Annotated in this window: 21 protein-coding genes and 1 pseudogene; 16 read left to right on the forward strand and 6 right to left on the reverse strand. The window is 40.3% G+C overall.

The window, feature by feature from the left end:
- Positions 1 to 179 precede the first annotated feature (179 nt).
- The 5 genes from DFO72_RS12945 to DFO72_RS12965 all read left to right on the forward strand — a co-directional run bounded on the left by DFO72_RS12945 (position 180) and on the right by DFO72_RS12965 (position 4,955).
- Positions 180 to 1,451, forward strand: a complete 1,272-nt coding sequence (locus tag DFO72_RS12945; RefSeq protein WP_113882073.1) for an ABC transporter substrate-binding protein — start codon at positions 180 to 182, stop codon at positions 1,449 to 1,451.
- A 95-nt stretch (positions 1,452 to 1,546) separates the two neighbouring features.
- Positions 1,547 to 2,437 (forward strand): carbohydrate ABC transporter permease, encoded by an 891-nt coding sequence (locus DFO72_RS12950; protein WP_113882155.1) that lies wholly within the window; start codon positions 1,547 to 1,549, stop codon positions 2,435 to 2,437.
- A 15-nt stretch (positions 2,438 to 2,452) separates the two neighbouring features.
- Positions 2,453 to 3,262, forward strand: a complete 810-nt coding sequence (locus DFO72_RS12955) for a carbohydrate ABC transporter permease (protein WP_113882074.1) — start codon at positions 2,453 to 2,455, stop codon at positions 3,260 to 3,262.
- An 11-nt stretch (positions 3,263 to 3,273) separates the two neighbouring features.
- On the forward strand, positions 3,274 to 4,014 hold the full coding sequence (locus tag DFO72_RS12960) for an MBL fold metallo-hydrolase (protein WP_113882075.1): 741 nt from the start codon (positions 3,274 to 3,276) through the stop codon (positions 4,012 to 4,014).
- 161 nt (positions 4,015 to 4,175) lie between these two features.
- Positions 4,176 to 4,955: an HAD-IIA family hydrolase gene (locus DFO72_RS12965; RefSeq protein WP_113882076.1), complete on the forward strand. Its 780-nt coding sequence runs from the start codon at positions 4,176 to 4,178 to the stop codon at positions 4,953 to 4,955.
- Positions 4,956 to 5,000: 45 nt separating this feature from the next.
- Here DFO72_RS12965 and DFO72_RS12970 read toward each other — a convergent pair whose 3' ends face one another.
- Positions 5,001 to 6,809, reverse strand: coding sequence for a lamin tail domain-containing protein (locus tag DFO72_RS12970; RefSeq protein WP_166672473.1), 1,809 nt, complete (start codon positions 6,807 to 6,809; stop codon positions 5,001 to 5,003).
- Between DFO72_RS12970 and DFO72_RS29470 the strand changes: the two genes are divergently transcribed.
- Both DFO72_RS29470 and DFO72_RS12975 read left to right on the forward strand, forming a co-directional pair.
- Positions 6,802 to 6,978: a hypothetical protein gene (locus DFO72_RS29470; RefSeq protein WP_166672474.1), complete on the forward strand. Its 177-nt coding sequence runs from the start codon at positions 6,802 to 6,804 to the stop codon at positions 6,976 to 6,978. The two genes, DFO72_RS12970 and DFO72_RS29470, sit on opposite strands and share 8 nt — an antisense overlap.
- 332 nt (positions 6,979 to 7,310) lie before the next feature.
- Positions 7,311 to 7,847, forward strand: a complete 537-nt coding sequence (locus DFO72_RS12975) for an MgtC/SapB family protein (protein ID WP_243856141.1) — start codon at positions 7,311 to 7,313, stop codon at positions 7,845 to 7,847.
- A gap of 42 nt (positions 7,848 to 7,889) precedes the next feature.
- Here the strand turns inward: DFO72_RS12975 and DFO72_RS12980 are convergent, their stop codons facing one another.
- Positions 7,890 to 8,459: a glycerol-3-phosphate responsive antiterminator gene (locus DFO72_RS12980; protein WP_113882078.1), complete on the reverse strand. Its 570-nt coding sequence runs from the start codon at positions 8,457 to 8,459 to the stop codon at positions 7,890 to 7,892.
- Positions 8,460 to 8,827: 368 nt separating this feature from the next.
- A complete protein-coding gene (locus DFO72_RS12985) occupies positions 8,828 to 9,796 on the reverse strand; it encodes a helix-turn-helix transcriptional regulator (protein WP_113882079.1) in 969 nt (322 codons plus the stop codon).
- A 97-nt stretch (positions 9,797 to 9,893) separates the two neighbouring features.
- On the opposite strand from DFO72_RS12985, the gene DFO72_RS12990 reads away from it, so the two are divergent.
- Together DFO72_RS12990 and DFO72_RS12995 are read left to right on the forward strand one after the other, a co-directional pair.
- Positions 9,894 to 10,805, forward strand: a complete 912-nt coding sequence (locus DFO72_RS12990) for an SDR family oxidoreductase (RefSeq protein WP_113882080.1) — start codon at positions 9,894 to 9,896, stop codon at positions 10,803 to 10,805.
- Positions 10,806 to 10,967: 162 nt separating this feature from the next.
- Complete coding sequence (locus tag DFO72_RS12995; RefSeq protein ID WP_243856142.1) at positions 10,968 to 13,013, forward strand: sigma-70 family RNA polymerase sigma factor; 2,046 nt, start codon at positions 10,968 to 10,970, stop codon at positions 13,011 to 13,013.
- A 678-nt stretch (positions 13,014 to 13,691) separates the two neighbouring features.
- Here the strand turns inward: DFO72_RS12995 and DFO72_RS30695 are convergent.
- Positions 13,692 to 15,035 (reverse strand): annotated as a pseudogene (locus tag DFO72_RS30695) (purine-cytosine permease family protein).
- Between the two features lie 430 nt (positions 15,036 to 15,465).
- Positions 15,466 to 16,575, reverse strand: coding sequence for a carbohydrate kinase (locus tag DFO72_RS13005; RefSeq protein ID WP_113882082.1), 1,110 nt, complete (start codon positions 16,573 to 16,575; stop codon positions 15,466 to 15,468).
- A gap of 311 nt (positions 16,576 to 16,886) precedes the next feature.
- On the opposite strand from DFO72_RS13005, the gene DFO72_RS13010 reads away from it, so the two are divergent.
- The 6 genes from DFO72_RS13010 to rbsK all read left to right on the forward strand — a co-directional run bounded on the left by DFO72_RS13010 (position 16,887) and on the right by rbsK (position 23,325).
- Positions 16,887 to 17,831, forward strand: a complete 945-nt coding sequence (locus DFO72_RS13010; RefSeq protein ID WP_113882157.1) for an EamA family transporter — start codon at positions 16,887 to 16,889, stop codon at positions 17,829 to 17,831.
- A 246-nt stretch (positions 17,832 to 18,077) separates the two neighbouring features.
- Positions 18,078 to 19,172, forward strand: a complete 1,095-nt coding sequence (locus DFO72_RS13015) for a carbohydrate kinase (RefSeq protein WP_166672479.1) — start codon at positions 18,078 to 18,080, stop codon at positions 19,170 to 19,172.
- A complete protein-coding gene (locus DFO72_RS13020; RefSeq protein WP_113882084.1) occupies positions 19,173 to 20,090 on the forward strand; it encodes a pseudouridine-5'-phosphate glycosidase in 918 nt (305 codons plus the stop codon).
- 150 nt (positions 20,091 to 20,240) lie between these two features.
- Positions 20,241 to 21,422 (forward strand): NupC/NupG family nucleoside CNT transporter, encoded by a 1,182-nt coding sequence (locus DFO72_RS13025; RefSeq protein ID WP_113882085.1) that lies wholly within the window; start codon positions 20,241 to 20,243, stop codon positions 21,420 to 21,422.
- A 23-nt stretch (positions 21,423 to 21,445) separates the two neighbouring features.
- Positions 21,446 to 22,375, forward strand: a complete 930-nt coding sequence (locus DFO72_RS13030) for a nucleoside hydrolase (protein ID WP_113882086.1) — start codon at positions 21,446 to 21,448, stop codon at positions 22,373 to 22,375.
- Positions 22,376 to 22,443: 68 nt separating this feature from the next.
- Complete coding sequence (gene rbsK / locus DFO72_RS13035) at positions 22,444 to 23,325, forward strand: ribokinase (RefSeq protein ID WP_113882087.1); 882 nt, start codon at positions 22,444 to 22,446, stop codon at positions 23,323 to 23,325.
- A gap of 200 nt (positions 23,326 to 23,525) precedes the next feature.
- Here the strand turns inward: rbsK and DFO72_RS13040 are convergent, their stop codons facing one another.
- Positions 23,526 to 24,242, reverse strand: coding sequence for a FadR/GntR family transcriptional regulator (locus DFO72_RS13040; protein ID WP_113882088.1), 717 nt, complete (start codon positions 24,240 to 24,242; stop codon positions 23,526 to 23,528).
- A 199-nt stretch (positions 24,243 to 24,441) separates the two neighbouring features.
- On the opposite strand from DFO72_RS13040, the gene DFO72_RS13045 reads away from it, so the two are divergent.
- The gene (locus DFO72_RS13045; RefSeq protein WP_113882089.1) at positions 24,442 to 25,833 is read left to right on the forward strand and encodes an FAD-binding oxidoreductase; all 1,392 of its coding nucleotides are present in this window, start codon (positions 24,442 to 24,444) and stop codon (positions 25,831 to 25,833) included.
- Positions 25,834 to 25,836: the final 3 nt, after the last annotated feature.

The following is a 25,836-nucleotide window of genomic DNA, read 5'->3' on the forward strand; positions in this document are numbered from 1 at the left end:
TTTATTGCAAACTATTGGTTATTATTGTGAGTAATAAGACATATATATTAGACAGGTTATTGTCTAGGGTAGAGATGCGGAGATTCCCTGTGATCAATAAATTGCATGACACTTCTTTGTGATGCAGTTATTGTTCATGGGTTTTTTTATGAAAAAATGGATATTAAGGGGGAAATGGCATGAAGGTTAAGTTTTTATCATTCGTTTTAGTTTTACTGGTTGTCCTTGCCGGATGCAGCAGTGACACTAAAGTGGAAGAAACGGCTGAGATTGATTTCTGGTTCCCGGTTGCGGTTGGCGGGGATGTAGCGAACATTGTTGATGGAATTGTAGAAGAATTCGAGAAAGAAAATCCTGATATCAAGGTCAATGCGAAATATGGCGGCAGTTATGCTGAAACTATGACTCAGGTGATGGCGTCAGCGCAGGGAGGGAATCCGCCTGAACTTGCTGTTTTATTCTCAATCGATCTTTTCACCTTACTTGAGAACGACCTGATCGAGGAAGTGACACCTTTGTTTGACGAAGAGTACTTAAATGATTTTTACGATGGATTCATGGCGAATTCTTCTATCGGGGATAAGGTATACAGCTTGCCATTCCAGCGCAGCACAATTGTCCTATACTACAACAAGGACGCATTCAAAGAGGCCGGACTGGATCCGGAAGCTCCACCTGAAAACTGGGATCAGCTGGTGGAATACGGTAAGAAGCTGACGAAAAATGGCGGTAAGGACCAATGGGGTCTTGAAATCCCGAGTACTGGATATCAATACTGGATGTTCCAGGCTTTAGCACTTCAGACTGAAGACAACATCATGTCTGAAGATGGAAAGAAAGTGTATTTCAACGCACCTTACGCAAAAGGAGCGATGGATTACTGGTTGTCCCTTGGAAAAGAGCATAAGATCATGCCGGAGGGTGTCATTGAATGGGCGACAGTTCCTTCTGACTTCTTGAGCGGAAAAACAGCAATGATGTACCACACGACAGGTAATCTGACAAATGTGAAGAACAATGCAGACTTTGATTTCGGTGTATCATTCCTGCCGGCAAATAATCAGTATGGATCCCCGACTGGAGGAGGAAACATCTACTTGTTCAAAGATCTTCCCGAAGCTAACAAAGAAGCTGCGGTCAAGTTCATGAAATTTCTTACGGAACCTGAGCGTGTAGCACAGTGGTCTATCGATACAGGATATGTCGCCACTAGAGAATCTGCTTATGAAACGGACTTGTTGAAAAAGTATGTAGAGGAATTCCCGCCTGCACTTGTTGCCCGCGAGCAATTGGAATATGCGGATAGCGAATTGGCAACTTACCAAAATGGTGAGGTGCAGAAAATTTTCAATGATCATATTCAATCGATCTTGACTGGCCAAAGCTCAGTTGACGAAGGATTGGAAAAAGCTCAGGAGAAAGCAGAAGAAGTGCTGAAGCCTTTTCAGTAATAAAAGCTGCAGCAGTGGAGTGAATGGAGTGGAGCTCAGGTGAAAATATGCTGACTTGGGCTCCCTTTATTCACAAGAAAGGTGGGTTAGATCTGATGACAACGAAGCGAAGAAAATTCAGTTCCGGAACGAGGCACAATCTGTTCGCTTACGGATTACTGTTTCCTTCTTTCATTTTTTTAACTATGTTTACGTTTTACCCAACTCTCAAGTCGATCCAGTTAAGCTTCTACAGTGGTCCGATGACCCGGCTGCAGTTTTCCGGATTGGATCAGTATAAAGAAGTTTTAGCTGATGAGATATTCAGGAAGGTCATCCTGAATAACATCATCTTCATGATTGGGACAGTGCCAACGAGTTTGTTCCTGGCGATGTATCTTGCCATCTGGCTGAATAAAAAAATGGCCGGAAGCTCCTTGCTTAGGACATCGTTTTTCTACCCGACAATCATTCCGTTAATTGCGGTAGCGAATATTTGGCTTTTCATTTACACCCCTCAGTACGGACTGCTCGATAACTTCCTTCATTTGTTCGGGGCAGGGGACACGAACTGGCTGGGGAATCCCAATACAGTAATGATTGTAATGATTGTCATGATCATTTGGAAAGATGCTGGTTTTTATATGATTTTTTATTTAGCTGGTTTGCAAAATTTACCGAGAGATGTCTATGAAGCGGCTGAGATCGAAGGGGCGAAACCGCTCCAGATGTTCCGTCATATCACGTTCCCGCTACTGATGCCGACGACGCTGTTCGTCATGATCGTGGCGATTACGAATTCATTCAAGAACGTCGACCACTTGTACATTATGACTAAGGGTGGACCGGATAATGCCAGCAATCTGCTGCTCTATCATATCTATGAAGCGGCATTTACGAACTGGGATCTTGGCAAAGCTGCCGTTCTGACCGTGATTTTGATTGTCATCATGCTGGGGATCACAGCATTCAACTATTTGTACCTTGATCGGAAAATCCATTATTAAGGAGGGTGAGAATCGATGAAAAAACTGAACTATGGCATCATTATTGTTCTTGGGATCATTTCGTTTATCCCGCTGCTTTGGGTAATCATCACTTCTTTCTCTCCCGGGAATCAAGTGATCAATGGAGGTTTTCCGTTCTGGGTCTCAAACCCAACAGTTGAAAACTATGTGAAAGCGTGGGAGACTGCACCATTTATCCAATACTACATCAATACGTTCGTCATCGTATTTGGCGTGCTGATAGTCCAGTTGTTCACGATTACGCTTGCAGCTTTTGCTTTTGCGCGGGTGAACTTCAAAGGAAAAAATGTACTGTTCATCTTGTTTTTGCTCCAGCTGATGATTCAGCCTGAAATTCTGTTGTTCCCGAACTACCAGGTTATTAGCCAGCTTGGGCTCGTTAATACGAAGCTGGCCGTCATGATGCCGTATTGGGCATCAGCATTCGGGGTATTCCTGCTGCGCCAGACTTTTAAGCAGGTCCCGTATGATCTCGATGAAGCGTCGAGAATAGACGGCTGTAAATGGTATCAAACGCTGTGGCATGTATACATTCCATCAGCAAAACCGACATATATTGCGTTTGCGCTCGTGTCCGTCAGTCACCATTGGAGCAACTTCATGTGGCCGTTGATTATTACGGATTCTGTCGAGTCCCGGCCGTTGACCGTCGGACTTGCCTTGTTTGCGCAATCGTATGAAACGGGAGCACAATGGGGAATGGTCGCTGCAGGTACGGTAATGGTCATCATGCCATTGGTAGTTGCTTTCTTCATTTTCCAAAAACAATTCGTATCAAGCTTCATGCATTCAGGAATCAAATAGGTGGTGGTTAAATGGATATTCATTTTTTGGGAACGGGAAGTGCCTATCCCGGTTCCAATCGCGATAATACTTCAATTTGCTTTTCGAATGACGGTTATCATGTCCTGGTCGATGTCAGCGGCAATCCTTGCAGGAAACTGAAGCAGATGCAGATAGACTTAAGTGAGCTCGATGCAGTGGTGTTCACCCATTTTCATATCGACCATATATATGGGTTGCCATCTTTGCTGTGGGGGATGTGGCTGGAAGACAGGAAAAAGCCTTTACGGATTTTTTGCGATTACCGTAATGAGAAAAAGCTTCACGAATGGCTGGCGACAATGGAGGCTGACAAGTGGCCGATCGCCTTTCCCATTGAGGTGGAAACATTTGATGGTGATCAGGAAGAGGAGCTGCTGTCAGGCGGGGAGATGACGTTTTCCTGTTTTAAAGCGCTTCATTCTGTTCCTACTGTTGGGCTGGAGGTACGATGCCCGGGTCGAGTAGTCGTTTATTCAAGTGATACGGAAATCAACGCACGAATCGGACAGTATGACCATATAGATATGTTAATTCATGAGGCGACATCTGCCCGTAAAGTGGCCGGTAACCACAGCAGTCTTTTTGAAGTGGTAGAGAAGTATGATTTGGATAAGATCGGTGAGATTGTGTTAGTCCACTTGTCAGATAAAGAACCATATGAAGAAGAGGTGGCAAAGCTTAACAACTTGAAGGTCGTCATCGGTGAAGACATGATGACGAAAGCATTATAGGTAAATAGAAACAAGGATAGAGATGAGGAGATTCCTTGGGTTAGGCGGCATCCAATTATTAAATTGGAGGAATCGTCATGCTCAAGGAATTTTTTATTGAGTCTAACGTGCAGTAAGACACCAACTGATCGAAGCTTCACTTTATTGGATGGAGGAGACCAATGAGAAACTTGAAAGGATATATTTTTGACTTGGATGGCACCGTATATCTTGGGAAGCAATTGATTGAAGGAGCAGATACAGTGGTGAATTCCCTTTTCAATGAGGGGAAGAAAGTGCTATTCCTTACAAATAAGACGATTGAATCGCGTCAGCGTTATGTGGAAAAGTTGCGCCGCTTCAAGATCAATGCGAGACTGGAGAACATTTTGAATCCGACACTTACCTTGATTGAATATTTGCGGGAACATCATCCTAATGCCGCATTGTATGTGATTGGAGAGCAGCCAATCAAAGATGAACTGGCACTTGCCGGATTTCGGGAAGGGCTGACACCAGCAGAGATCGACGTCGTTGTGCTGTCATGGGATCGAGATTTTCACTACGATCATTTGAATTTTGCCTATCAGTCCGTAAAGCTTGGTGCAAAGATGATTGCAACCAATCCTGACAGAACCTGTCCCATGGAGGTCGGCGATGTTCCGGACTGTGCCGGAATGATCGGTGCGGTGGAAGCCGTTGCCGGGAAAACGATTGATGTACAGATCGGAAAGCCATCCATTCTAACGATTGAAACAGCATTGGGAATTTTGCAGCTTAAGCCGGATGAATGTGTGATGATCGGTGATCGCCTCGAAACGGATATCCGGATGGGAATCGAAGCTGGAATGAAAACAGTACTTGTACTTAGTGGGATTACTACCAAGGAGGACTTGAGGGTTTCTCCGTGGAAGCCAGATTATGTCTTACCCTCGGTGAGTGGATTGCTATCGTTAAAATGATATTAAAAAAGGAAGCGGTAATAGAATCCCGCTCCCTTTTTTGTGTTATTCGATTTCTTTATCATCCATCATCAATTTCTTCATATCAATTTTGAGCATCCTGTCCATCGGATAGGTGGTCGTATAGCGGTATTTATCTGCTCCGGACTCAAACACGACGTAGAGTTCTTTTTGTACTTCTACGATTCCTTCTGGCATTGGTATTGCTTCGATACTTTGGCGTGGTTTAGCAGAGTGCCCATCAAGGAACCATAGGGGTACTTCTTTTCCTTCAACAGTGGCATAGGAATGAGGGTCTTCTTTTAATGGGTATTCATAACGATATAGTACACTGTCGTTTGCTCTTCCGTAGGATGTACTTAGCTTGATGCCATTCCTTGCTGCTTTTTGTATAATGGCGCCTTGGACTTTTCCAGTTGTTGAAAGGACGTAATCCGGCACAGCATTGTGCTCAGGTGAGCCATCCCAATGGGCTCCAGCAAGCAAGTCGTTGTTTCGTTCCAAATTGAAGCCGATCATCCAGGCGTAGTGCATTTCTCCATCCCTGTTTTCAATATGGTGAGATGGATCGGTCGGATAGGAGCTTGCCTCATAGAATTCTCCGACCCAGAGAATGCCCTCATCATAAACTGTGTAAGCCGCCTCGACCGGTAATGGTATTTGTTTTGTGAACTGGATTTCTCCGTTATTTTCCGCTTCTTCCAGATCACTTAAATTGAAGCTGAACAAGTAATTCTCGGAAGCTACCCAGCCATGATCGCGACTGACGGTAACGCCGCCAGCGTGACCAGTATACGGTGTGCCATCTGTGTTGTAAAGGACAACGGATTTTAACAGTTTGCCTGTCGTGCGATCTGTTACGGTAATGGTACCAGGCCGAATTCCATCATCGACATAGCTTATGGTAAGCAGCCAGTCTTTTTTCTTATAATAGGTTAATCCTTGGGGGACCAGTCCTTGCGCTAGGCCAGCAATCACCGGTCCTTCCGAACTGATATCCCATAGACTTTGATAGGCAGGATCTTTTTGATGTTTCCATCGTTCAAGCTGAGTAATGATTTGGTGTTCTGGTATTACTTGTACAGGGGCCGATTTTTCCGATACATTCCCTGATGTATCCTCTGCGCTTACTTGTAATGAGTACGTTTGGTTGCCGATCAACATATAAAGGGGAAATTCTGTTTGTGATGCATCTACTGAATATTCGAAATGGCCATCTTTGTAAATATGATAACGGAATAGATCTGTTTCAGAAGATGCATCCCAGGTCAATGTAGCATTTCCACTGCCAGCAGCCGCCTCCAGGTTGACCGGTGGATGCGGTGCTTCTTTATCTATTACTGGACGAGCTGGGGCTTGATCTTCTACCAGCCATCCCGGAGTCGGGTTTTGGTTTATTGATAATTTTTCCATTTTCCGTGTATTGCCCTTAGGATAGGTAAAGGTGATTGTTTTCTTTAGAGAAACGTCCTCTGCTGCATAATCCGCTCTGACGACTTCATGGCCATCGGGGTCATAAACGGTCAGTGTGTTACCACCATTGACTAGTCCGCCGATGTTGCCAAGGATGATTGTATCCTCTTCTTTTAAATACTTACTTTTGTAGGAAAAGAAATAGTTATAGTTAAATGCATCCAGTAAAATAGGGCTGATTGATGCGGTTCTTGTCCAGACCACTACTGTTTCCCAAGGCTTCAAAATGTATGCTTCCTCGATTTCTTCGTCCCAATTACGGGAAGCGAATCGATATCCTTTCAGGTCGATTGGATCCGGGCTATTGTTATAAAGCTCAAAGTATTCAAATGCATCATAACCTGCGTAGTTATCGGTATTAGGAATCAATTCCGTGATCAACAGGTTGGGTATGCTTGCATCTTCTGCCTTGGCGTTTTGTGCTGGAATTAATAACATTCCGATTCCTAAAATGAGAATAAAAGCAGCTAGCCAGCTAATTGATTTAATTTTCAACCAACTTCCTCCTTTTAAAAATGTTTTTTATGTAAAAATGAAAAGAACCCCATGACAACAGAATGTACGATCATCGTACACACAATTGGCACAGGGCTCTCTTCATCTCCACCCACTATTTTATTTCCTAATTTAATCATATGGGGGCTTTGGTGTGACAATGCATATTCGGCAGGATATTTAAGTATATTCTGAATTATTAGAATAATACTTGATGTGGAGCAGCAAATGCTTTATAATTAATAGTAACGAAAATATACCCGGCTTGTAGGAAGAGCAAAAGAGATCACCTATGAAGCGAACACTATGATTTCCCCACTTTTAGTGGGGAGATTTAGCATTCGTTTCATGGCGTGGTCTCTTTTTATCGTGAAGGGAGTTGGTTGGATGGCGGTTTACATGGAGTATATGACTGAATTCTTCTGGCATTATGAGACTTATTTTCGGATTGTGGTCAGTGCTGTATTAGGATTTTTAATCGGATGGGACAGGACATCGAAAAATAAGCCGGCTGGTTTAAAAACGTATACGTATGTGTCGGTGGCATGTACACTGATTACGATTGTTTCGATCGAAAGCGCGGAGCTGCTAAGTCAGCCGGATAGCGGAAAAGTGATGGATCCTATGCGTCTGGCAGCTCAGATTGTATCAGGTCTGGGTTTCCTTGGTGCAGGTGTGATCTTGAAAGACGGGTTGAGAGTAAAGGGGCTGACTTCAGCTGCGATGATCTTTTACGCTGGGGGAGTCGGGATTGGAATTGGAGCAGGATTTTATACCATCGTCATCTTCGCAACGTTGGTTACATTCACCATTACAAAGATAGGAAACTACTTTGAAGAGAGGGAGATTACGAGAGTGCGTTTTCCAAGGTTTAAGAAAAAAAGAAAGACAGAAGAAGAAAATCAGGAAGAGGTTGGAACTTGAAAAGAGATAGAGCTCAACTCTTGTGAATTGAGCTCTATTTGGTTAAAGATCCAGGTTCCAGAGCTTTGGATCACCAGAGGAAATGGCGAGTGCACCGGCCCCTAATCCATTCAGAATGTCTTCCTTATGACTGATCAGGCCGCCAGCGATGATCGGCAGCGCTGTCATTGTCGTCAGTTTATCAATAACAGATGGCATAAGACCAGGAAGAACTTCGATTGCATCCGGCCTACAATTATGTGCGATATCGATACCCTTGACAAGAGCATTGCGGTCAATAAGAAAAAGGCGCTGGATCGTCATTAGGCCTTCTTCCTTTGCATATTTAATCAGGTTGCTCTTCGTTGTGATGATGCCGGCTGGCTTCCAGATTTCTGCTATGTATTTAATGGCACTCTTTGTGTTGGACAGTCCATCGATGAAATCAATATGGATGAAGGTAGTTTTGCCGGCTTGTTTTAGTTTTTTCAGGTATCCATTCATCGTAATCAAATTTCCAGTAAGGATGAAGACGATGTTGGCTTTTGACCGGACTGCCTTTTCAAGGTCGTCTTCTTCCTTGATTGATGCAATCACTTGTGATTGGACAATGTCAATAATATTTTGTTTCATCTGCTATGCTCCTTCAATAGTCTGAATATTCTATATTATAGCATAAATTTGAACTGGTTAGTTACTTTTGCAGTGGGTGATTAACGTATCGTTAATTAATTTATTCATCCAGGGCAAGAATAAAATAACTGCAAACTATCGTAGTTTATAAGGAATATAAAGATATGATTTGACAATTATAGAGTGAAATCTTTCCCTTTAAGGTTTTTTTAGTTAAACAGCAATTAAGGAGTAAACTCACCAAATCTTATGTATTGTGACATATATAGAATACAGTAGAGTGCAGAATGGAAGGAGTTGAGTTGACCTAGAGTTAGTACGTCAATGATTAAGAAAGGCACTACTGATCTCAAGAATACTTTTTCTGCTTATCTCTCATTTTCACTATATAAATTAACCACACCTTCAGCCATCCCCCTAACACTTTTCCTAAGCGAAACAGGCCTTACAATCTTAATTTGATTCCCAAACCCAAGTATATACTCTCTAGCCTCTTGTTCAGTATCAAAGCAAAGACTTGCCGGAATCCATCCATCATGCTTAGGGCTATCCAGGTGTATAACTTGTACAAATCTCCCAGTAAAATTAATACGCTGAATAATAGTTGGAGCCATCTCCACTTCTACCTCAAACCTAGGCAGGCTGCTAATAAATTTTTGCTTCGATTCCTGCCAATAGCCAGCGAGATCAAAGTCATTCGGCCTGCTGAAATTCTCTTTAAGCAGTTTTGCATCCACTATTCTTGAAACACGATAGCTTTTTATCTTCTCATCAGAAGCAGCTATAAGATACCAGATGTTCCCTTTAGCTACCAGTCCTAAAGGCTCAACAATTCTTTCACTCGTTTGTTTACCGGCCTTTTCGTATTGAATCTGAAGTTTTTTCTCCTCCCAAACGGCCTGCTGTACTATTCCAAATGACTTCATTTCCCGTGGTGTTTGTCTCCAAGTGCCGGTGTCAATATGAATCCGGTTGGAAATGTCTTTAACATCATCTTTCATTGGAGCGGGAATCGCTGCAAGGAGTTTCTGGCGTGCTTCTTTCCAATCATCGCTTATTCCTAGATCCGCAAGGTGCTGGAAAGAAGGGGAGAGAAGCAGTGTTTTAATTTCATCTGCTTTTAACCCGGTAAGATTTGTTCTGTATTTCTCAAGCAGTCTCCATCCGCCAAATTTTCCGCGTTCAGCGAGGACTGGAATGCCTGCAGCGCTTAAGGCTTCCATATCCCGGTGTATGGTGCGTTCTGTTACCTCCAATTCTTTTGCTAATTCCCTTGTGGTCATTCTTTCGTTATTTTGAAGCAATAATAATATAGAAATGAGTCTGTCAGCCCGCATTCATTTCACTCCTGGACAATAAAAATGTTAAATATGACATTGGATGTCAACATTAATGATTATAGTATAGATATAACACAAAAGGGGGCAGATAGGAATGACGGCATTAAAAGGAAAAATTGCATTGGTAGCCGGAGGAACACGGGGAGCTGGCCGCGGCATCGCCATGGAACTGGGGGCTGCAGGAGCTACAGTGTATGTTACAGGTCGTACCACACGAAATCAGATGTCGGAATATGGCCGTAAGGAAACCATTGAAGAAACAGCTGAATTAGTCAACGAACTGGGTGGTAATGGTATTGCTGTCCAAGTGGATCATCTGATACCTGAACAGGTGCAGTCATTGATTGAAAGAATAGAGAGGGAACAGGGAAGGCTGGATATCCTCGTCAATGATATATGGGGAAGCGAAAATTTGATGGAATGGGATATACCTGTTTGGGAGCATTCCCTGGAGAAGGGGATGAGAATGCTTCGTCTGGCGATTGATACGCATATTATCACAAGTCATTATGCCCTTCCGCTCCTGATCAAAAACAAAGGCGGATTAGTTGCCGAAATCACAGACGGAACAGAGGAGTACAATCAAAATCGTTACCGTCTTTCTCTATTTTATGATTTGGCTAAAAGCTCGGTTATCCGCATGGCTAAAGCGCTGGCACATGAACTTGCTCCTTATGATTGCACAGCGGTTGCTGTTTCACCTGGCTGGATGCGTTCTGAAATCATGCTCGAGGTGTTTGGGGTAACAGAAGAGAACTGGAAAGACGCAGCCGAAAAGGAACCACATTTCGTGATCTCAGAAACACCAAGGTATATAGGCCGTGCAATTAGTGCCATAGCAAAAGATCCTGATAATAAACGGTTGAATGGCGGGTCCTATTCTAGTGGCCAGCTGGCCAAAATGTACAATTTTCATGATCTGGACGGTTCGCAGCCTGATGCTTTCCGATATTTGGTTGAGGTTCAGGAGGCGGGGAAACCGGCCAATACTGAGGGATATAGATAGCTTTTTATTGGAAAAACTCCTTTGCAGAACTCCTGCAAAAGGAGTTTTTTAATTTGCCTAAGGGAGCCTGACTTTTATATCCAAATTTTGGTGAACAATATCACTTTAATCGTTATAATAAAACCAGGTATATAAATTAAGTAGTTATACATAGAGGGGAGAATGGTCTTGATCATCCCAGTAAAGAATAATCCCATTTTACCAGTGACGATTAGAGTGAAAGACATAGAATCCATTGTTAGCTGGTTTGAACAGCATCAGCAATCCTTTTATGCAATTGGCTGGTCTTATCTTGGGAACCAGCGCAAGATTGAGGAGCTTTTTTATCGGGCCATTTTACAGGTGCATAAGGAGCTGCCAAGGTTTAAAAGCCGCACATTTTTCGAAATGTGGGTTTTATCCATTTTTATCCGTATCTGCCGGGAGCATTCTCATAATAAAAGTTTACAAGCTTCGGAGGAAAGTGATTCCTATCAAGAGTTATTTCATGCACTCCATCAGTTAAAAGAGAAGGAAAGAGAAGTACTGGTTTTAACATACATAAAAGCTCTCACAAAGGACGAAACAGCACAGCTTCTCCAGGTTTCAGCCGAACAGGTTAAGGAGCTTTTATTCTCAGGACTCCAGTCACTCAGAAACGGAATGGGATATGGAGAGCACTATCACGGCTGTATCGAGTATAAAAAGATTTACATGGATTATCTGAAGAGAAACCTGGAACGGCCTGCGAAAATTGATTTTGAAATGCATATCTATCATTGCCAGGACTGCCAGGAGGATTTAGCTGCCTTACAGGAAGTTATGGTGAGCTTTACTGAAGCCATTGAGAAATTCAGTGTACCCGAAGGTTTTATGGGAAATATCAAAGAAAGAGTTGCACAAAGGGAAAGTCTCATTCAGCAAAAGAAGAATAAACGTAAAAGAAATGGGTTTATTGCGGCAAGTATATTCGTTTTAGCCATTTTAGCAGGGGGAATTACAGGTGTCTTTTCAAAACTTTATTACACCTGGACAGAGGAAAACCAGGAGCTGCGGGCCTTTCTGCAGGAGGATGTGGGTGAAAGGCTGAACCTGGAAGCAGAAAGTGATGGGGTGAAAATAAAGATTAAGAGTGCGATAGCTGATGATGTTCAGACCCTTATATTTTATGAAATAGAAGATACAAATGGAAACAATCAATTTTTGATAAATTATGATGATAGCGTTTATATTGAGGACAAACGAAAGATCATGAATGATTATACTCATCAAAGGTACTATCCTCCTGACTTTGAATCGGAGCTCAACAATAAGAAAAAGAACACTTATCATGGGAAGATTAGTCTGCCGCCGCTAAAAGAGGATAAAGGTACAATTAAGCTCAAAATTAATAATGTAATGAAAATAATACGTAAGACCTCTGATTCTTATATGAGTATGGAGCAGAAACCAGGAGAGTGGAACTTTGAAATTCCTTTAACAAAACAGCCTTCTACCGAGTATGCATTGGATGAAAATATAGAAATTGAGGGAGTTCCGGTTCGGCTGGATAAACTAATCCTTGCTCCGTCAGCGACAATTTTGCAATATGGCATTAATAATGAACAGTCAGCGAAGCGAATAGAAATGATTAATTTTAATGATCTTGAAGTTAACAATCAATTTTTGAAAGCTGATCAATATGGAAATTCTTATGTGCATAATCAGCCAGATATAAATTGGAGTATTTTTCAGGCGAATTTTGAACCTCTTTTTGAAAAAGAAACAAATGAGGTTAAGGTTCAATTTGGCAGTGTGTATTTATCAATTGAAGATCATAAAACAATTAAACTTGATGCTTCCAAGGAATACCCTCAAACCTTTAAATATGCAGGCAGCACCATCTCCATTGATAAGGTGGAAATTGGTCAGCCGTCCACCGTTGTCTTCAGCAATCATGAAATTAAGAATCGAGCGTATGAATCGCTTCATTACTTTATTGAGACTGAGCAAGGTGAAAATTCAATGGAGGGAGACTATGAAGGAGTGATTGTTGATAAAAATGGGAAAGAATATGATATGAATAAAGTCACACCAAAAATATACGAAGAAATGGAACAGCCCCTTCACTTCTTTACGGTTCAAAGCTTGAAGTTACATGGCGATAAAGTGATCCCTCAAAGTCTGAATATTACTGGATATAGCAAAACGAAATATTTGGATGATAAAGTGAGGATTTCGTTGGATTAGGTGTGGGGCAGAGGTCGATAACAGTGGTTCCAAGAAGATAAGGTTAATAGAGTTTTATGACTAACCCATACTATTGTGTTGTCTCATACATTCAATAGAGGTAGAGATTAAGACGGAGCTGATATTAAGAGATAAAGCAGGAACCCGATAAGGATTGCCTGCTTCTTTTCTTTTTTAGAATAAGGTAAAGGTGATAAATACCAATACTATTCTTAACCGCAGTTGAGTAATCATCTCCATTCCCTCAATATTAGCATAGTAGAATTGAATATTTTTCCAAAAAACACATATTAATGCCGTAAAGTGAACATGCTGTGCGGTTTTTTGTGTATCTTTTTAATTTCTTCAGGAGTAAAAGCATATTTAGGATGTGTTCCCGCATATTGTACTATTCGAGTGTTTCTTGCAGATAGTTTTTAAAGAAGCAGCAGGTCATAACAGAGGATTCCTGCTGTGTTTATTTAAATTTCGGAGGAGGAAAATTGGTTTTCTATCAGACTTAACTTTAATTACGCTTAACAAAGAGATGCATGATTCACTGTATTACTCCTGAGATATAATATCTTTCGCTCAGGAACCAAAGAACAAAAATTAGCTCTAACTATCCAAAAAATAAATATAATCCATGATAGAAACTTTGATTAACAAGGTTATCTTATAAGTAGAGAGTTAAAAAATCTATGCAATATATTCATTTTTTTCATTATCATTGGCTTCTTGCCTAATATAGTATTTTCCTTTGGTTGCAACAGCTAATATAATTGTTATGATTGATGCGAGCAGAGCTGCAAAAAATGCTGCAGTACTTTGCAGGAATGTTCCCATAAGCCCTAGTGCGGAAACCTTCCTAGGCTGGTTGCAATCAGTAGTGAGCCGACACCAACAGGATTCCATTTATATAAATTCTGTTGTCTGGCCTCATAATAGCCAGGCCCGATTCATAAAATTTTCTTAACGCAAACAGCATCTGTAACTAAAATAGCCGCCCAGGATAATAGGACTCCCTGGAAAGTCAGTACAGTTTCAAGATGATTCACAATATCTCCAAGCATCAGGATAATTGCGGATATTCCTGGAACCACTACCCAAAAGCGCCTGCCTGGTTTAAACTTAAAAACATTTTCGAAAAGGTTGGATAGTGACAATGAACCACTATAGATATTTGTCACATTAATTCTTATTTGAGTGATCATTGTAAATAGAGCTCCCCGGATACCAAGCAGCAGGACAATATATACTCCAGGATTTGGCTCTCCGAGTCGAACACCGAACCAAATTCCAATACCGCCCATCACACCAAAACAAAAAATCTGCGGAACAAATCCGATTGCGGATATTCCAATTTTTGTATCCTTTGGTTTCAAGAAACGAGCATAATCAGAAGCAAGCAGTGGTGTTAAACCCATAATTCCGTGCTGCATTCCAATACAAAGCAATAAGGCGGTCCCTCCAATTTGAACATTTTCTGGCATATAGGTCCAAAAACTCCAAAAACTCCTATCATAACTGGAAGGATTGAGAGCGCCACAACAATTGCAGCGATTAAAAAATACCGAATAGAGGCAATGACCATTTTTGCAATTTGTCCAATTGCTTGATCCCAAACCAATTTAACGGAATGACAATCGTACCGAAGTAAAGAACTAAAGCCCATTTTGGGATAGCGGGAAGGAATTCGTGTACTGCTGCTACTAGAATTAACCCTTCAAGCGCACAGTACATTATAAAATTAGTAGCATAAATAATGGAGGTTAATGATGCGCCAATATAGCCAAATCCACCGCCCCTTGATAATAAGTTCACAATCATTCCCGATTATGCAGATAAATAGGCAATGAATGTTCCAAGGATCCCGGCAACAAAAATGGCGTATAGAGCTGAAATGATGGCATTGATTGCACCAAATTGAAATGCCATAACACTTCCCATTTGGGAATAGAAGATAGCCGTTGCAATTCCAAATGTGATGTTAGTAAAACTTAACCAGCCCATGTTTCTTTTGTTAAGAGGTACTCTATCCAATGAGTAATCATCACTTAACTCTTCGTTTCGATTGTTACCTTTAGAGGTATCAAACTCAGCAGTATCAACTCCCTTTCGTGATGTTTTTCACAAGGATACCCTGCAAATAAGTTAATTCATTATTATTTTCCAATAATAATATAGTATTAATAATAAATTGTACTCAAACGTGACAATTCAACATATTCTGTTGTATTTCACATTTATAGCAATTCTAGACGTCATAGACTGCTTTTATCTCAGAAAGGCTCCAAACCCGTAAAATTGGCATATTACGTATTCTGCTATACTATTGTTTTGCATCTGGATTTAATGCAGGATTGAAAGAGCCAATCTTTTAAGCAGGCAACAACGAAGAGGGTGACCCAAAAGATAGTCATATAACGATCTTTTGAGTCACCCTCTTTTATTAAGGATCGATAATTGCAGCTTAAACCTTAGGATTTTCATCCCTAAAATTCCTTACTATTTCATCAAGTTTTTCAGGTTTTAAAAATGATGATATAGATTCATCAGTTTGAATGGTAAGAGCAGCACCAGCCAGTCCTAACTGGCAAGCACTAAACAACGATTCTTCGTTCATGAGTCCATTTATGACACATGAAGCAAAAGCTTCACCAGCCCCAGTGACATCAACAACCTCCGTTTTGACAGGAGACAAATGCCCGGATTCCTCATCAGAGAAATAATAAACCCCCTGATCACCAAGCTTTATAATAACGTTTTCAACGCCACGCTTTCTAATTTTTTCACAGGCAATTTGGCAGTCGCTGATTGAGTCAATTTTTGTTTCAGCAAGGATTTCTGCTTCTTCCCGGTTAGGGAGCAGCAGTTCAACACCGTCAAGACGCAAAGGAAGTTTTTGTGCCTTGGCTGAAGACACAGGATCAATATACAATGGAATGTTTACATCTCTGCAGCGTTTAATCACATAATTTATACATTCCTTAGGAAGATTCGTATCGAGAAAAACAGCTTGCGAGGCAGCAATATGGGACCATTTTTCCTCAAACATGGAAGTTGTTATTTTTTCGTAAATATTCATATCGGCCATAGAGACAATGCTTTCGCCATCAATATCTAACAAGGTTGTAAATGTCCCGGTCCGTTCTGCAGGCAGCACCCATACTTGACTAACATCAACCCCATGGCTTTTCGTTTCATTTAGGATCCAGTTGCCCTCTCTATCATCTCCCACACAAGCAATCAGAGAAGTGTTTACGCCCAGCCGACTTAAATTTTCGGCAAAATTACGTGCTACACCGCCGCAAGCCTCCGTTATTTTTACCGGATTTGATGAATACAGACGCACTTTATGATCTGTCCGTGCTTTCCGGTCTGTGTTGGCTCCTCCAATACAGACAATCTGCGATTCATCTCGCAGAATATAGCCGCGGCCTTTGATTTCACCCCGTCTCGTCAGGTTAGCAATATAATTAGCAACGGCAGGTCGTGATAAGCCTACTTTACTTGATAATTCTTGCTGTGAAATAAAAGGATTCATTTTTATGTAATGTAAAATTTGTTTCTCTTTATCCATGAAACAACCTCATTTCTCCTCAATCAATAGTTTGTAACTTATTAAATTAAGGACCCATTCTCACACATTTCACTTTCTTAAAAGTTTGATGAATGCATCTGCCAGACAACCATATTTGTACCTGGCAATACATAATAACCTGATTTTAAATGGACTGATCGGATTAATTAGTCAATCCATTATAACCAAAAAATACATTGCAAAAAAGTCAATCTGTGATTTATATTGGAGATTATGATTTTTTTTGGAATTTTTAAAATCATAGTTAAAGTCCATTCAAAAACATGTATGAGGAGGAATATATCATGAGAATTTATCTGTATCCCCTGCTGGTAGTGATAGCGGCAAGCAGTTATGGTGTTGTTTCTACGATTATAAAACTAGCAATGAGGAGTGGTTTTTCGGTTTCAGAAGCAGTTACAAGTCAATTTTTTATTGGCTTTTGCCTCGCTTCAGGCATATTCTTGCTTTCAAACAGAAGAAAATTTAGCTTTAATGGAATCAAAATTCTCATTATTGCTGGCGTTTTAACTGGTTTAACAAATATTGTATATGGACATTCCTTGAACTATTTGCCAGCTTCTTTGGCAGTTGTCCTGCTGTTTCAATTTACATGGATAGGTATGTTAATCTCTTGTATTACAAAACGTCAATTTCCAAGTCGAATTGAATCACTCTCTTTAATCATATTGGTAGCAGGAACAATACCCGCAGCTGGCTTAATCGATGTTGATTTATCTCAGATACCATTTCAAGGGTGGTTATGGGGGTTAGCAGCAGCTCTTTGTTATTCACTATTTTTATTTGCCAATGGAAGGGCAAATGCTTCTATGACAACTTCTAATCGGTTAGTATGGGTTTCCTTCTTTGCTTTTATGACAACTGCAGTATTTCAATCGCCGGAAATTATTTGGAATGGGACTTTGTTTAACGGAGGTCTTTGGCTTTATGGTTTAGCGTTGGGGTTATTTGGAATGATCATACCAGTTTTCCTGTTCACAATAGCCGTACCTAAAGTTGGTTTAGGAACGTCATCGATATTGAGTGCGATTGAATTGCCTATTGCCGTAATGGTATCTGTTATTTTATTAAGTGAAACAGTTACTGCACTTCAAATAGTTGGGATCGTAACCATTATTCTAGGAATGGGGCTGCCAGTCCTGATAAGCAGAAACGGATTAACAATTAATATGAAAAGTTTAAAAACAAAAAAACTGCCTGCAGTGTTAAAGGATTTGAAAAAACATAGCAGTTGATGTTTACATTTTCAGTAATTCGAAAAAAATTTTTCGCCCGCCGTTTTCCCTTGAAAGAGCGGGCTTTTTTGCATGGGAAACAGCATCCGTGTTTTAACAAAATCTTAAAAAAACGATAAAGTATGAGTTCTATTTTTCACAGCACTATTGACAATTCAAAATGAAAGCGTATACTGAACTTGTGTTTATCAAATAAACTTTTGTTTGGAGAGATTGAGAGAGAGGGGGGATAACATGACTATTGAAATGAGCGAAAATGAAAAATTAATCGCAGACTTGATCAGAGAAAATCCATTTATCTCTCAGCAAGAATTATCAGAAGCAGTTGGTTTATCCATGTCCTCCATTGCCAATATTATTTCCGGGTTAATCAAGAAGGAATATATATTAGGCAAAGCTTATGTGTTAAATGAAACAAATCCTATAATTTGTATTGGCGGAGCGAATGTTGATCGAAAATTTTATGCAAAACATGTGATCACTCATGAAACATCTAATCCAGTTAAATCTTCTACATCGGTAGGAGGAGTGGCAAGAAATATTGCGGAAAATTTGGGAAGGCTTGGTGAGGAAGTCATCTTATTATCAGCCAGAGGGAACGATTCAGAATGGAAAGAGATTTATGATTTATCATCTCCATTTATGAATCTGGAGCATGTTGCTGCCTTTGAACATTCGTCTACAGGTTCCTATACGGCAGTATTAGATAAAAATGGCGATCTATCAATCGCAGTAGCTGACATGGATATATATGAAAACATTACACCTGAGCTGCTGATCAAAAACAGCCATATACTCAGAAAAGCTAAATGTGTCATTGCTGATTTGAATTGCCCGAGTGAAACGATTGATTTTCTCTGTTCCTTTACTTCCAAACATCATATTCCATTAGCAATTATCCCAGTGTCAGTGCCTAAAATGAACAGGCTTCCAAAATCGTTGAATGCAGTGAGCTGGCTTATAGTAAACAAAGATGAAACCGAGACCTACATGAACATGATCATGAATGATAAGAAAGATTGGGAAGAAGCTGTTAAAAAGTGGTTGAAGCTTGGTGTGAAAAATGTGATTGTGACTAATGGATCTAAAGGTGTAATGGCGGGGGTTGAGAATGGAGAGATTTATTATTTCCCAGCTATCGAAACACCAAAGGTAGTTGATGTGACAGGTGCAGGAGATTCATTTTGTTCAGGAGTTATTTATTCCTGGCTGCAAAAGAAAGAATTGGACCACATTATCAAATCTGGTTTGGTCAATGCACATAAAACCATTATGTCAAAGTATACAGTTAGGCAAGAATTATCTCAAAAACAATTTATATTAGATATGGAGGAAATGTAAATGAAACAATATATTGAACTATCTGCAGAGGTACAGCAAGCAAAAACAGAAGGGAAAGCCATTGTAGCATTAGAATCTACGATTATTTCTCATGGTATGCCTTATCCACAAAACGTACAAATGGCTCGTGAAGTCGAACAAATTGTTCGTGACAACGGTGCTGTTCCAGCTACCATTGCGATCATTGATGGAAAAATTAAAATCGGTTTAACAGATGATGAATTAGAGTTATTTGGAAAAAGTTCGGGTGTTGCTAAAGTATCAAGGCGTGATCTAGCGCAAATTATTGCTACGAAACAACTAGGTGCAACGACTGTTGCAACAACCATGATTTGTGCCAATTTAGCTGATATAAAAATCTTTGTAACAGGTGGTATTGGCGGGGTTCATAAAGGTGCAGAAACGACTATGGATATTTCAGCTGACCTTGAAGAGTTAGCACAAACAGATGTGGCTGTCATTTGCGCAGGCGCTAAATCAATCCTTGATTTAGGTCTGACTCTTGAGTATTTAGAAACAAAAGGAGTTCCTGTCATTGGATATGAGACAGAAGTCCTACCTGCTTTCTATACAAGAAAAAGTGAACATAAATTAAATTTCTCTACAGATTCAATCGAAGTGATTGCAGATACCTTGAAAGTGAAATGGGAATTAGACCTTAAAGGCGGAGCGGTAATCGCAAATCCGATTCCTGAAGTACATGCGATGGATGAAGATTATATCAATGGAATTATCGATCAGGCAATCAAAGAAGCAGAAGAAAAACATATTGTTGGTAAAGATAGCACACCATTCTTGCTGGGTAAAATTAAAGAAATAACTGGCGGCAAAAGCCTTGATGCCAATATTGAATTAGTAAAACACAATGCTAAAGTAGGAACCCAAATTGCTGTTAGCTTCAATAACAAAACTAAATAATTTATAAATATATTCGCAGATAGGATAAATTTAACTTCTATAAAGTTAACTAATCAGACTATTGTTTACAATAATCGATAACAATCAAACTTTATAGAAGTTTTTTTTTGAAAATTTGAAAGCGTTGCCATATTAAGGGAGAGGCTGCACATGAATTTTATTTTCTTAATAACAGGAATTTTGCTTGTTTTTGTGGTTGGATTTTTAGTTAGTAATGATAGAAAACAAATTAAGTATAAACGAATCCTTATCATGTTGGCCGTGCAAATAATATTAGTGTTCTTCATGATGAATACGAGTATAGGTCTTAATGTTCTTACCAAAGTGGGCGCTTTTTTTGAAAGTTTAATGAAGATTGCTGATGCAGGAATTCAATTTGTCTTTGGCGGCATGGTAAATGAAGGTGCAACAACGTTTTTCTTTGTGGCGTTACTGCCTCTTGTTTTCATGTCGGTATTAATAGGAATCCTTAATTACATTAAAGTGCTTCCATTCATTATCAAATATATAGGTTTAATTTTAAGTAAAATAACAGGAATGGGTAGATTAGAAAGCTATTTTGCTGTATCTACTGCTGCACTTGGACAACCTGAAGTGTTCTTGACGATAATTAAACAAATTCCCCTTTTATCCCAACAAAGACTTTACACCATTTGTACCTCAGCAATGAGTGCAGTCAGTATGGCAATGGTCGGGGCGTATATGACCATGTTAGAGCCAAAATATGTTGTAACCGCTGTCGTATTGAATATCTTTAGTGCACTTATCGTTGCGAATATTATTAACCCATATGATTTAGAAGAAAATGAGGATCTAATTCAAGTGGAAGAAAATGAAAGAGTTCCTTTCTTCCAAATGGTTGGGGATAGCGTCATGGACGGTTTTAAAATTGTGATCGTTGTCGCTGCTATGCTATTAGGATTTATTTCCTTAATGGAATTGGTTAATGTCATTTTCCTAGGCGTATTTGATGTTTCTTTCCAAACGGTTATCGGTTATATTTTTGCCCCAATCGCTTTCATAATGGGCATCCCTTGGGCAGAAGCTGTACAAGCAGGCGGAATTATGGCTACAAAGCTTGTAACAAATGAATTTGTTGCCATGTTGAGTTTTGGTGATATTGTATATGGTCTTTCTGATAAAACAGTTGCAATCGTATCTGTTTACTTGGTTAGTTTTGCTAATTTTGGAACAGTGGGTATTGTCGCTGGTTCAATTAAATCAATCAGTGAAAAACAAGGAAGTTATGTTGCCAAATATTCTTTGAAATTATTGTTAGGTGCAACATTAGCATCTGTCATTTCAGGGACAATAATGGGAATTGTAATGTAATAGTATAATAGAGGTGAATCGGAATGAGTCAAAGAAAAATTATTTTAGATTGTGATCCAGGTCATGATGATGCCATTGCGATTATTTTAGCCGCTGCACGGCCAGAATTAGAAATTTTAGGAATTACAACAGTTTCTGGAAATGCCGAAATTGAAAAAACAACGGATAATGCGTTAAAAATTTGCGATTTAGTTTCCTTACACGATGTCATTGTTTCTAAAGGAGCGAGTGAGCCGATTGTCCGCCTTCGAGAAAACGCGCCAGGCATCCATGGAGAGTCAGGCTTGGATGGCCCGGAGCTGCCAGAACCATCCCGCAGCTGGAGCGACGAACACGGGGTCGATACAATCATCAGGCTCGTAAAAGAATCAAAAGAACCGGTAACCCTTGTTCCGACAGGACCGCTTACCAATATTGGACTTGCTTTAACAAAAGCACCGGAAATTAAGGATAATATTGAAGAAATCGTCCTAATGGGCGGAGGAACCATTGGCAACTGGACACCATCGGCTGAATTTAATATTTGGGCTGATCCAGAGGCAGCGAAAAAAGTTTTTGACAGCGGCCTGCCAATCGCTGTCATGGGCTTGGATATCACCCACCAGGCATTAGCAACAAAAGACGTGATCCATCAAGTGAACCAGATCGATAATAAAGTCGCTAAAATCGTCGGTGAATTATTAGTATTTTTTGCTTCCACCTATAAAGAAATGTTCGATTTCGATGGAGCACCAGTACACGACGTGTTGGCGGTAGCCTATCTTGTTGCCCCAGAACTGTTTAAGATGAAAGCTGTCAATATTGCCGTGGAGACAAAAGGCGAGTTCACTGCAGGAACAACATTAGTCGACCTGCATGGCGTCACGGGCAGGAAAATCAATGCCAAGTTCGGCATGGAGCTCGATGTCGAAGGTTTCTGGCAACTCATGATTGAAGCTCTAAAAAAATACTAATATCGAATATCGTAAGTGAGTTGGATGAAAAAAAGCTGGGTGCGGAAAAGTAAAAGTGAGGTGATTGTATGATTACCGTAATTGGAAGCATAAATATAGATTTAGTTGTTGAAACAAATCACGTACCTAAAAACGGAGAAACGACGTTAGGAACCTCTTTTTCAACATTTTTTGGCGGAAAAGGAGCAAATCAAGCAGTTTCGATAGCGAGATTAGGGAAGGAAGTTCAAATGATTGGTGCTTGTGGTGCTGATGATTATGGCAAGATGGCGTTGACTTCACTGAAAGAAGAAAGCATAAAAACAAATCAAGTGTTTTTATTGCCTGATGAAACAACAGGTATTGCTACAATCATCGTATCTAATGCTGATAATAGAATTATTGTCGTTCCTGGGGCAAATAATTCATTGACTTCCAAAGAAATAGAACTTGTTAAAAAAGAAATTATGAAGAGTGAAATGGTGGTCATGCAGTTGGAAATACCATCAAACACAGTTCATACAGCATTGAAAATATGTAAGGAACAAAATATTCCTGTGGTATTGAATCCAGCACCGGTCAATCATTTTCAACATGAATTTATTGATTTGGCAACTTATATAACACCAAATGAATCTGAATGTAGGAGTATTTTTGGTGAAAATATTGAACAATCATTAGAAAGGTATCCTAATAAATTAATTGTCACTTTAGGTGAAAAAGGTGCCCGTTTTTATAATGGTAAAAAGCATGTATTCATTAAAGGTTTTCAAACGAATCCTGTTGATACAACAGGTGCTGGTGATACTTTTAATGGAAGCTTGGCTGTTGCATTAACAGAAGGAAAAAATATAGAAGAAGCAGTAAGATTTGCAAATGCAAGTGCTTCTATAGCAGTTGAGAAAAAAGGGGCTCAAAGTGGCATGCCTTCTTTAGATGGAGTTATAAATAGGTTGAACTTAAAAATATAACAATTTTAAAAAGTTTATTCATAAAATCCTCCCATTCAAATATGGGAGGATTAATGGGTAGAAGTACGCATGGCCATTTAGAGGTGTTTGAATTTGAAGCCGATTATATTTGATGTTGATACTGGGATTGATGATGCGTTGGCGATCGATGTCTTACACATTAAACTCACCAAACCCCTGCCAAATAGAAAGTAGAATAATTAAATTTCTTTTCCTAAACCAAACACCATCGACACTACCAATTCCTCCCGAATCTTCGTAATATGACCCTCCATCAATTCCTTCGCTCTGTCTCCATTTCCAGAAGCAATAGCCAGATAAATTTCCTTATGTTCTTCCATCGTATCCTCGTAACGGGACGGATCCTTAAAGCGATGGCTCTGTGTAGCCTTAATCGTATCTTTCATATGCCCCCTAAGGGTATGTATCAATTCAATGAAAATCGAATTATGGGTGGCCTCGGCAATTCCAATGTGAAAGTCAAGGTCAGCTTTTAACCCTAACTCAGGGTCTTGTTTGGACAGAGCCATATGATTCAGAGCTATACGCAGCTTCTCCAGGTCTGCTGAAGTGGCTCTTTTGGCTGCAAGGAAGGCTGATTCAACTTCCAGTGCACGCCTGAGCTCTAACATTTCATAAACTAGCGGATTTTCTGCTTTGACAGCTGTGATGATTTCTTCTTTTCTTGAGATGACCTCAGAGACTTTAACGTAGCTTCCGCCTCCCTGGCGGATATCGATGAGCCCGTTCAGTTCCATGGTTCTCAGGGCTTCTCTGATGGTTGTCCGGCTGACATTGAACTGGCCTGCCAATTCTCTTTCTGAAGGCAGCCTTTCACCCGGTTTGAGATTACCTCCTAAATAGCGTTCTATAATTTTATCTACTAAAACAAGATAGGTCTTTTTTTTCTCCGACATTCCCCGTAACCTCTTTTCAGAATAGGCCTCATTCATTTTTCTAAATGTAACAGACCTAAAATCTATTAATCAATACTGAAAAAATAATTAAATTAATAATTGAATTTTTCTGATAAGTTAGTATAATTGACTTAACTTGTTGGACCAATTATAGCATTGGTTTGACCAAATTTTCAGCAGAAGAAAGAAGGAATATAGGATGGAAACAGCTAGTATGAGCCTCGTGCATGCTTTAAAGGAGGTTCTTTCTGAGCAGCAGGTAACAGAAAATCAGACAGTAAGAGAATTGCATGGAAGGGATGAATCATACCACAAGGAGAGCCTTCCCGATATTGTGGTTTTTCCTGAAACAGCCCAGCAGGTTAGTGAAGTTGTAAAGCTGGCAAACCAATATAAAGTTCCAATCGTTCCTTTTGGTCTGGGGTCCAGTCTCGAGGGGCACGTCATACCGTACGAACATGGAATTACGGTTGATTTTTCCTTAATGAATAAAATCCTCGAAGTGCGTGAAAATGATTTCCTTGTCCGGGTACAGCCTGGTGTGACCCGCACGCAGCTTAACAAGGAATTAAAAAAATATGGACTGTTTTTCTCTGTGGATCCGGGAGCGGATGCTACGCTTGGAGGAATGGCGGCAACTAATGCCAGCGGAACAACATCGGTGAAATATGGAGTCATGCGTGATCAGGTGCGTGATTTGGAAGTGGTTCTGGCTGATGGGGCGATCATACATACAGGAAATTTAGCTGCTAAATCCTCTTCGGGATACCATTTGAATGGCTTATTCGTTGGTTCAGAGGGGACGCTTGGCTGCTTTACGGAATTGACATTAAGAGTATATGGAATTCCGGAGCATGTGATGGCGGCAAGAGCCTCATTTCCATCCTTGAACGATGCGGTTGAAGCGGTTGTATCCATATTACAGGCAGGTGTTCCAATTGCCAGGGTAGAGCTTGTTGATGAACCATCCATGAAGCAGGTGAACCTGTTCAGTGAAACAAACTATAACGAAAGTCCAACACTCTTTTTGGAATTTCACGGCAATGAAGCCGGTTTGAAGCAGGATATCGCGTTCACAAGAGAAATAGTCGAAGACCATCACTGTCTTGATATTGAATTTGAAACCGATAATGCCGCAAGAAATCGTTTGTGGGAGGCCCGGCATAACCTTGCTTATGCTTATATCCACGGCCATCCCGGAAAGAAAATGATGGTGACGGATGTATGCCTTCCGATTTCAGAACTTTCTGGCGCTATAAGCCATGCAAGGGAAGCGGTAGATTCTTTGGGACTTCCTGGAGGCATCGTCGGTCATGTGGGGGATGGAAATTATCATACACTTCTAATGATTGATATGAGCAACCCGGAAGAGGTGGCTAAGGCTGAAAAGTTCAATGAACAAATTGTCCTTTATTCCCTGGAACGCGGCGGAACATGCACGGGTGAACATGGTGTAGGGGTAGGGAAGCAGAAATATCAGCAAAAAGAACATGGCCAGGCTCTTCAGGTGATGGAAAAAATCAAACAGGCCTTGGATCCAGATAACCTTTTTAATCCCAATAAAATCTTAAAGACAAAAGAAGGAGCGTGATGA

It is taken from the genome of Cytobacillus oceanisediminis, from assembly GCF_004366035.1.
Lineage (GTDB): Bacteria > Bacillota > Bacilli > Bacillales > Cytobacillaceae > Cytobacillus > Cytobacillus oceanisediminis_C.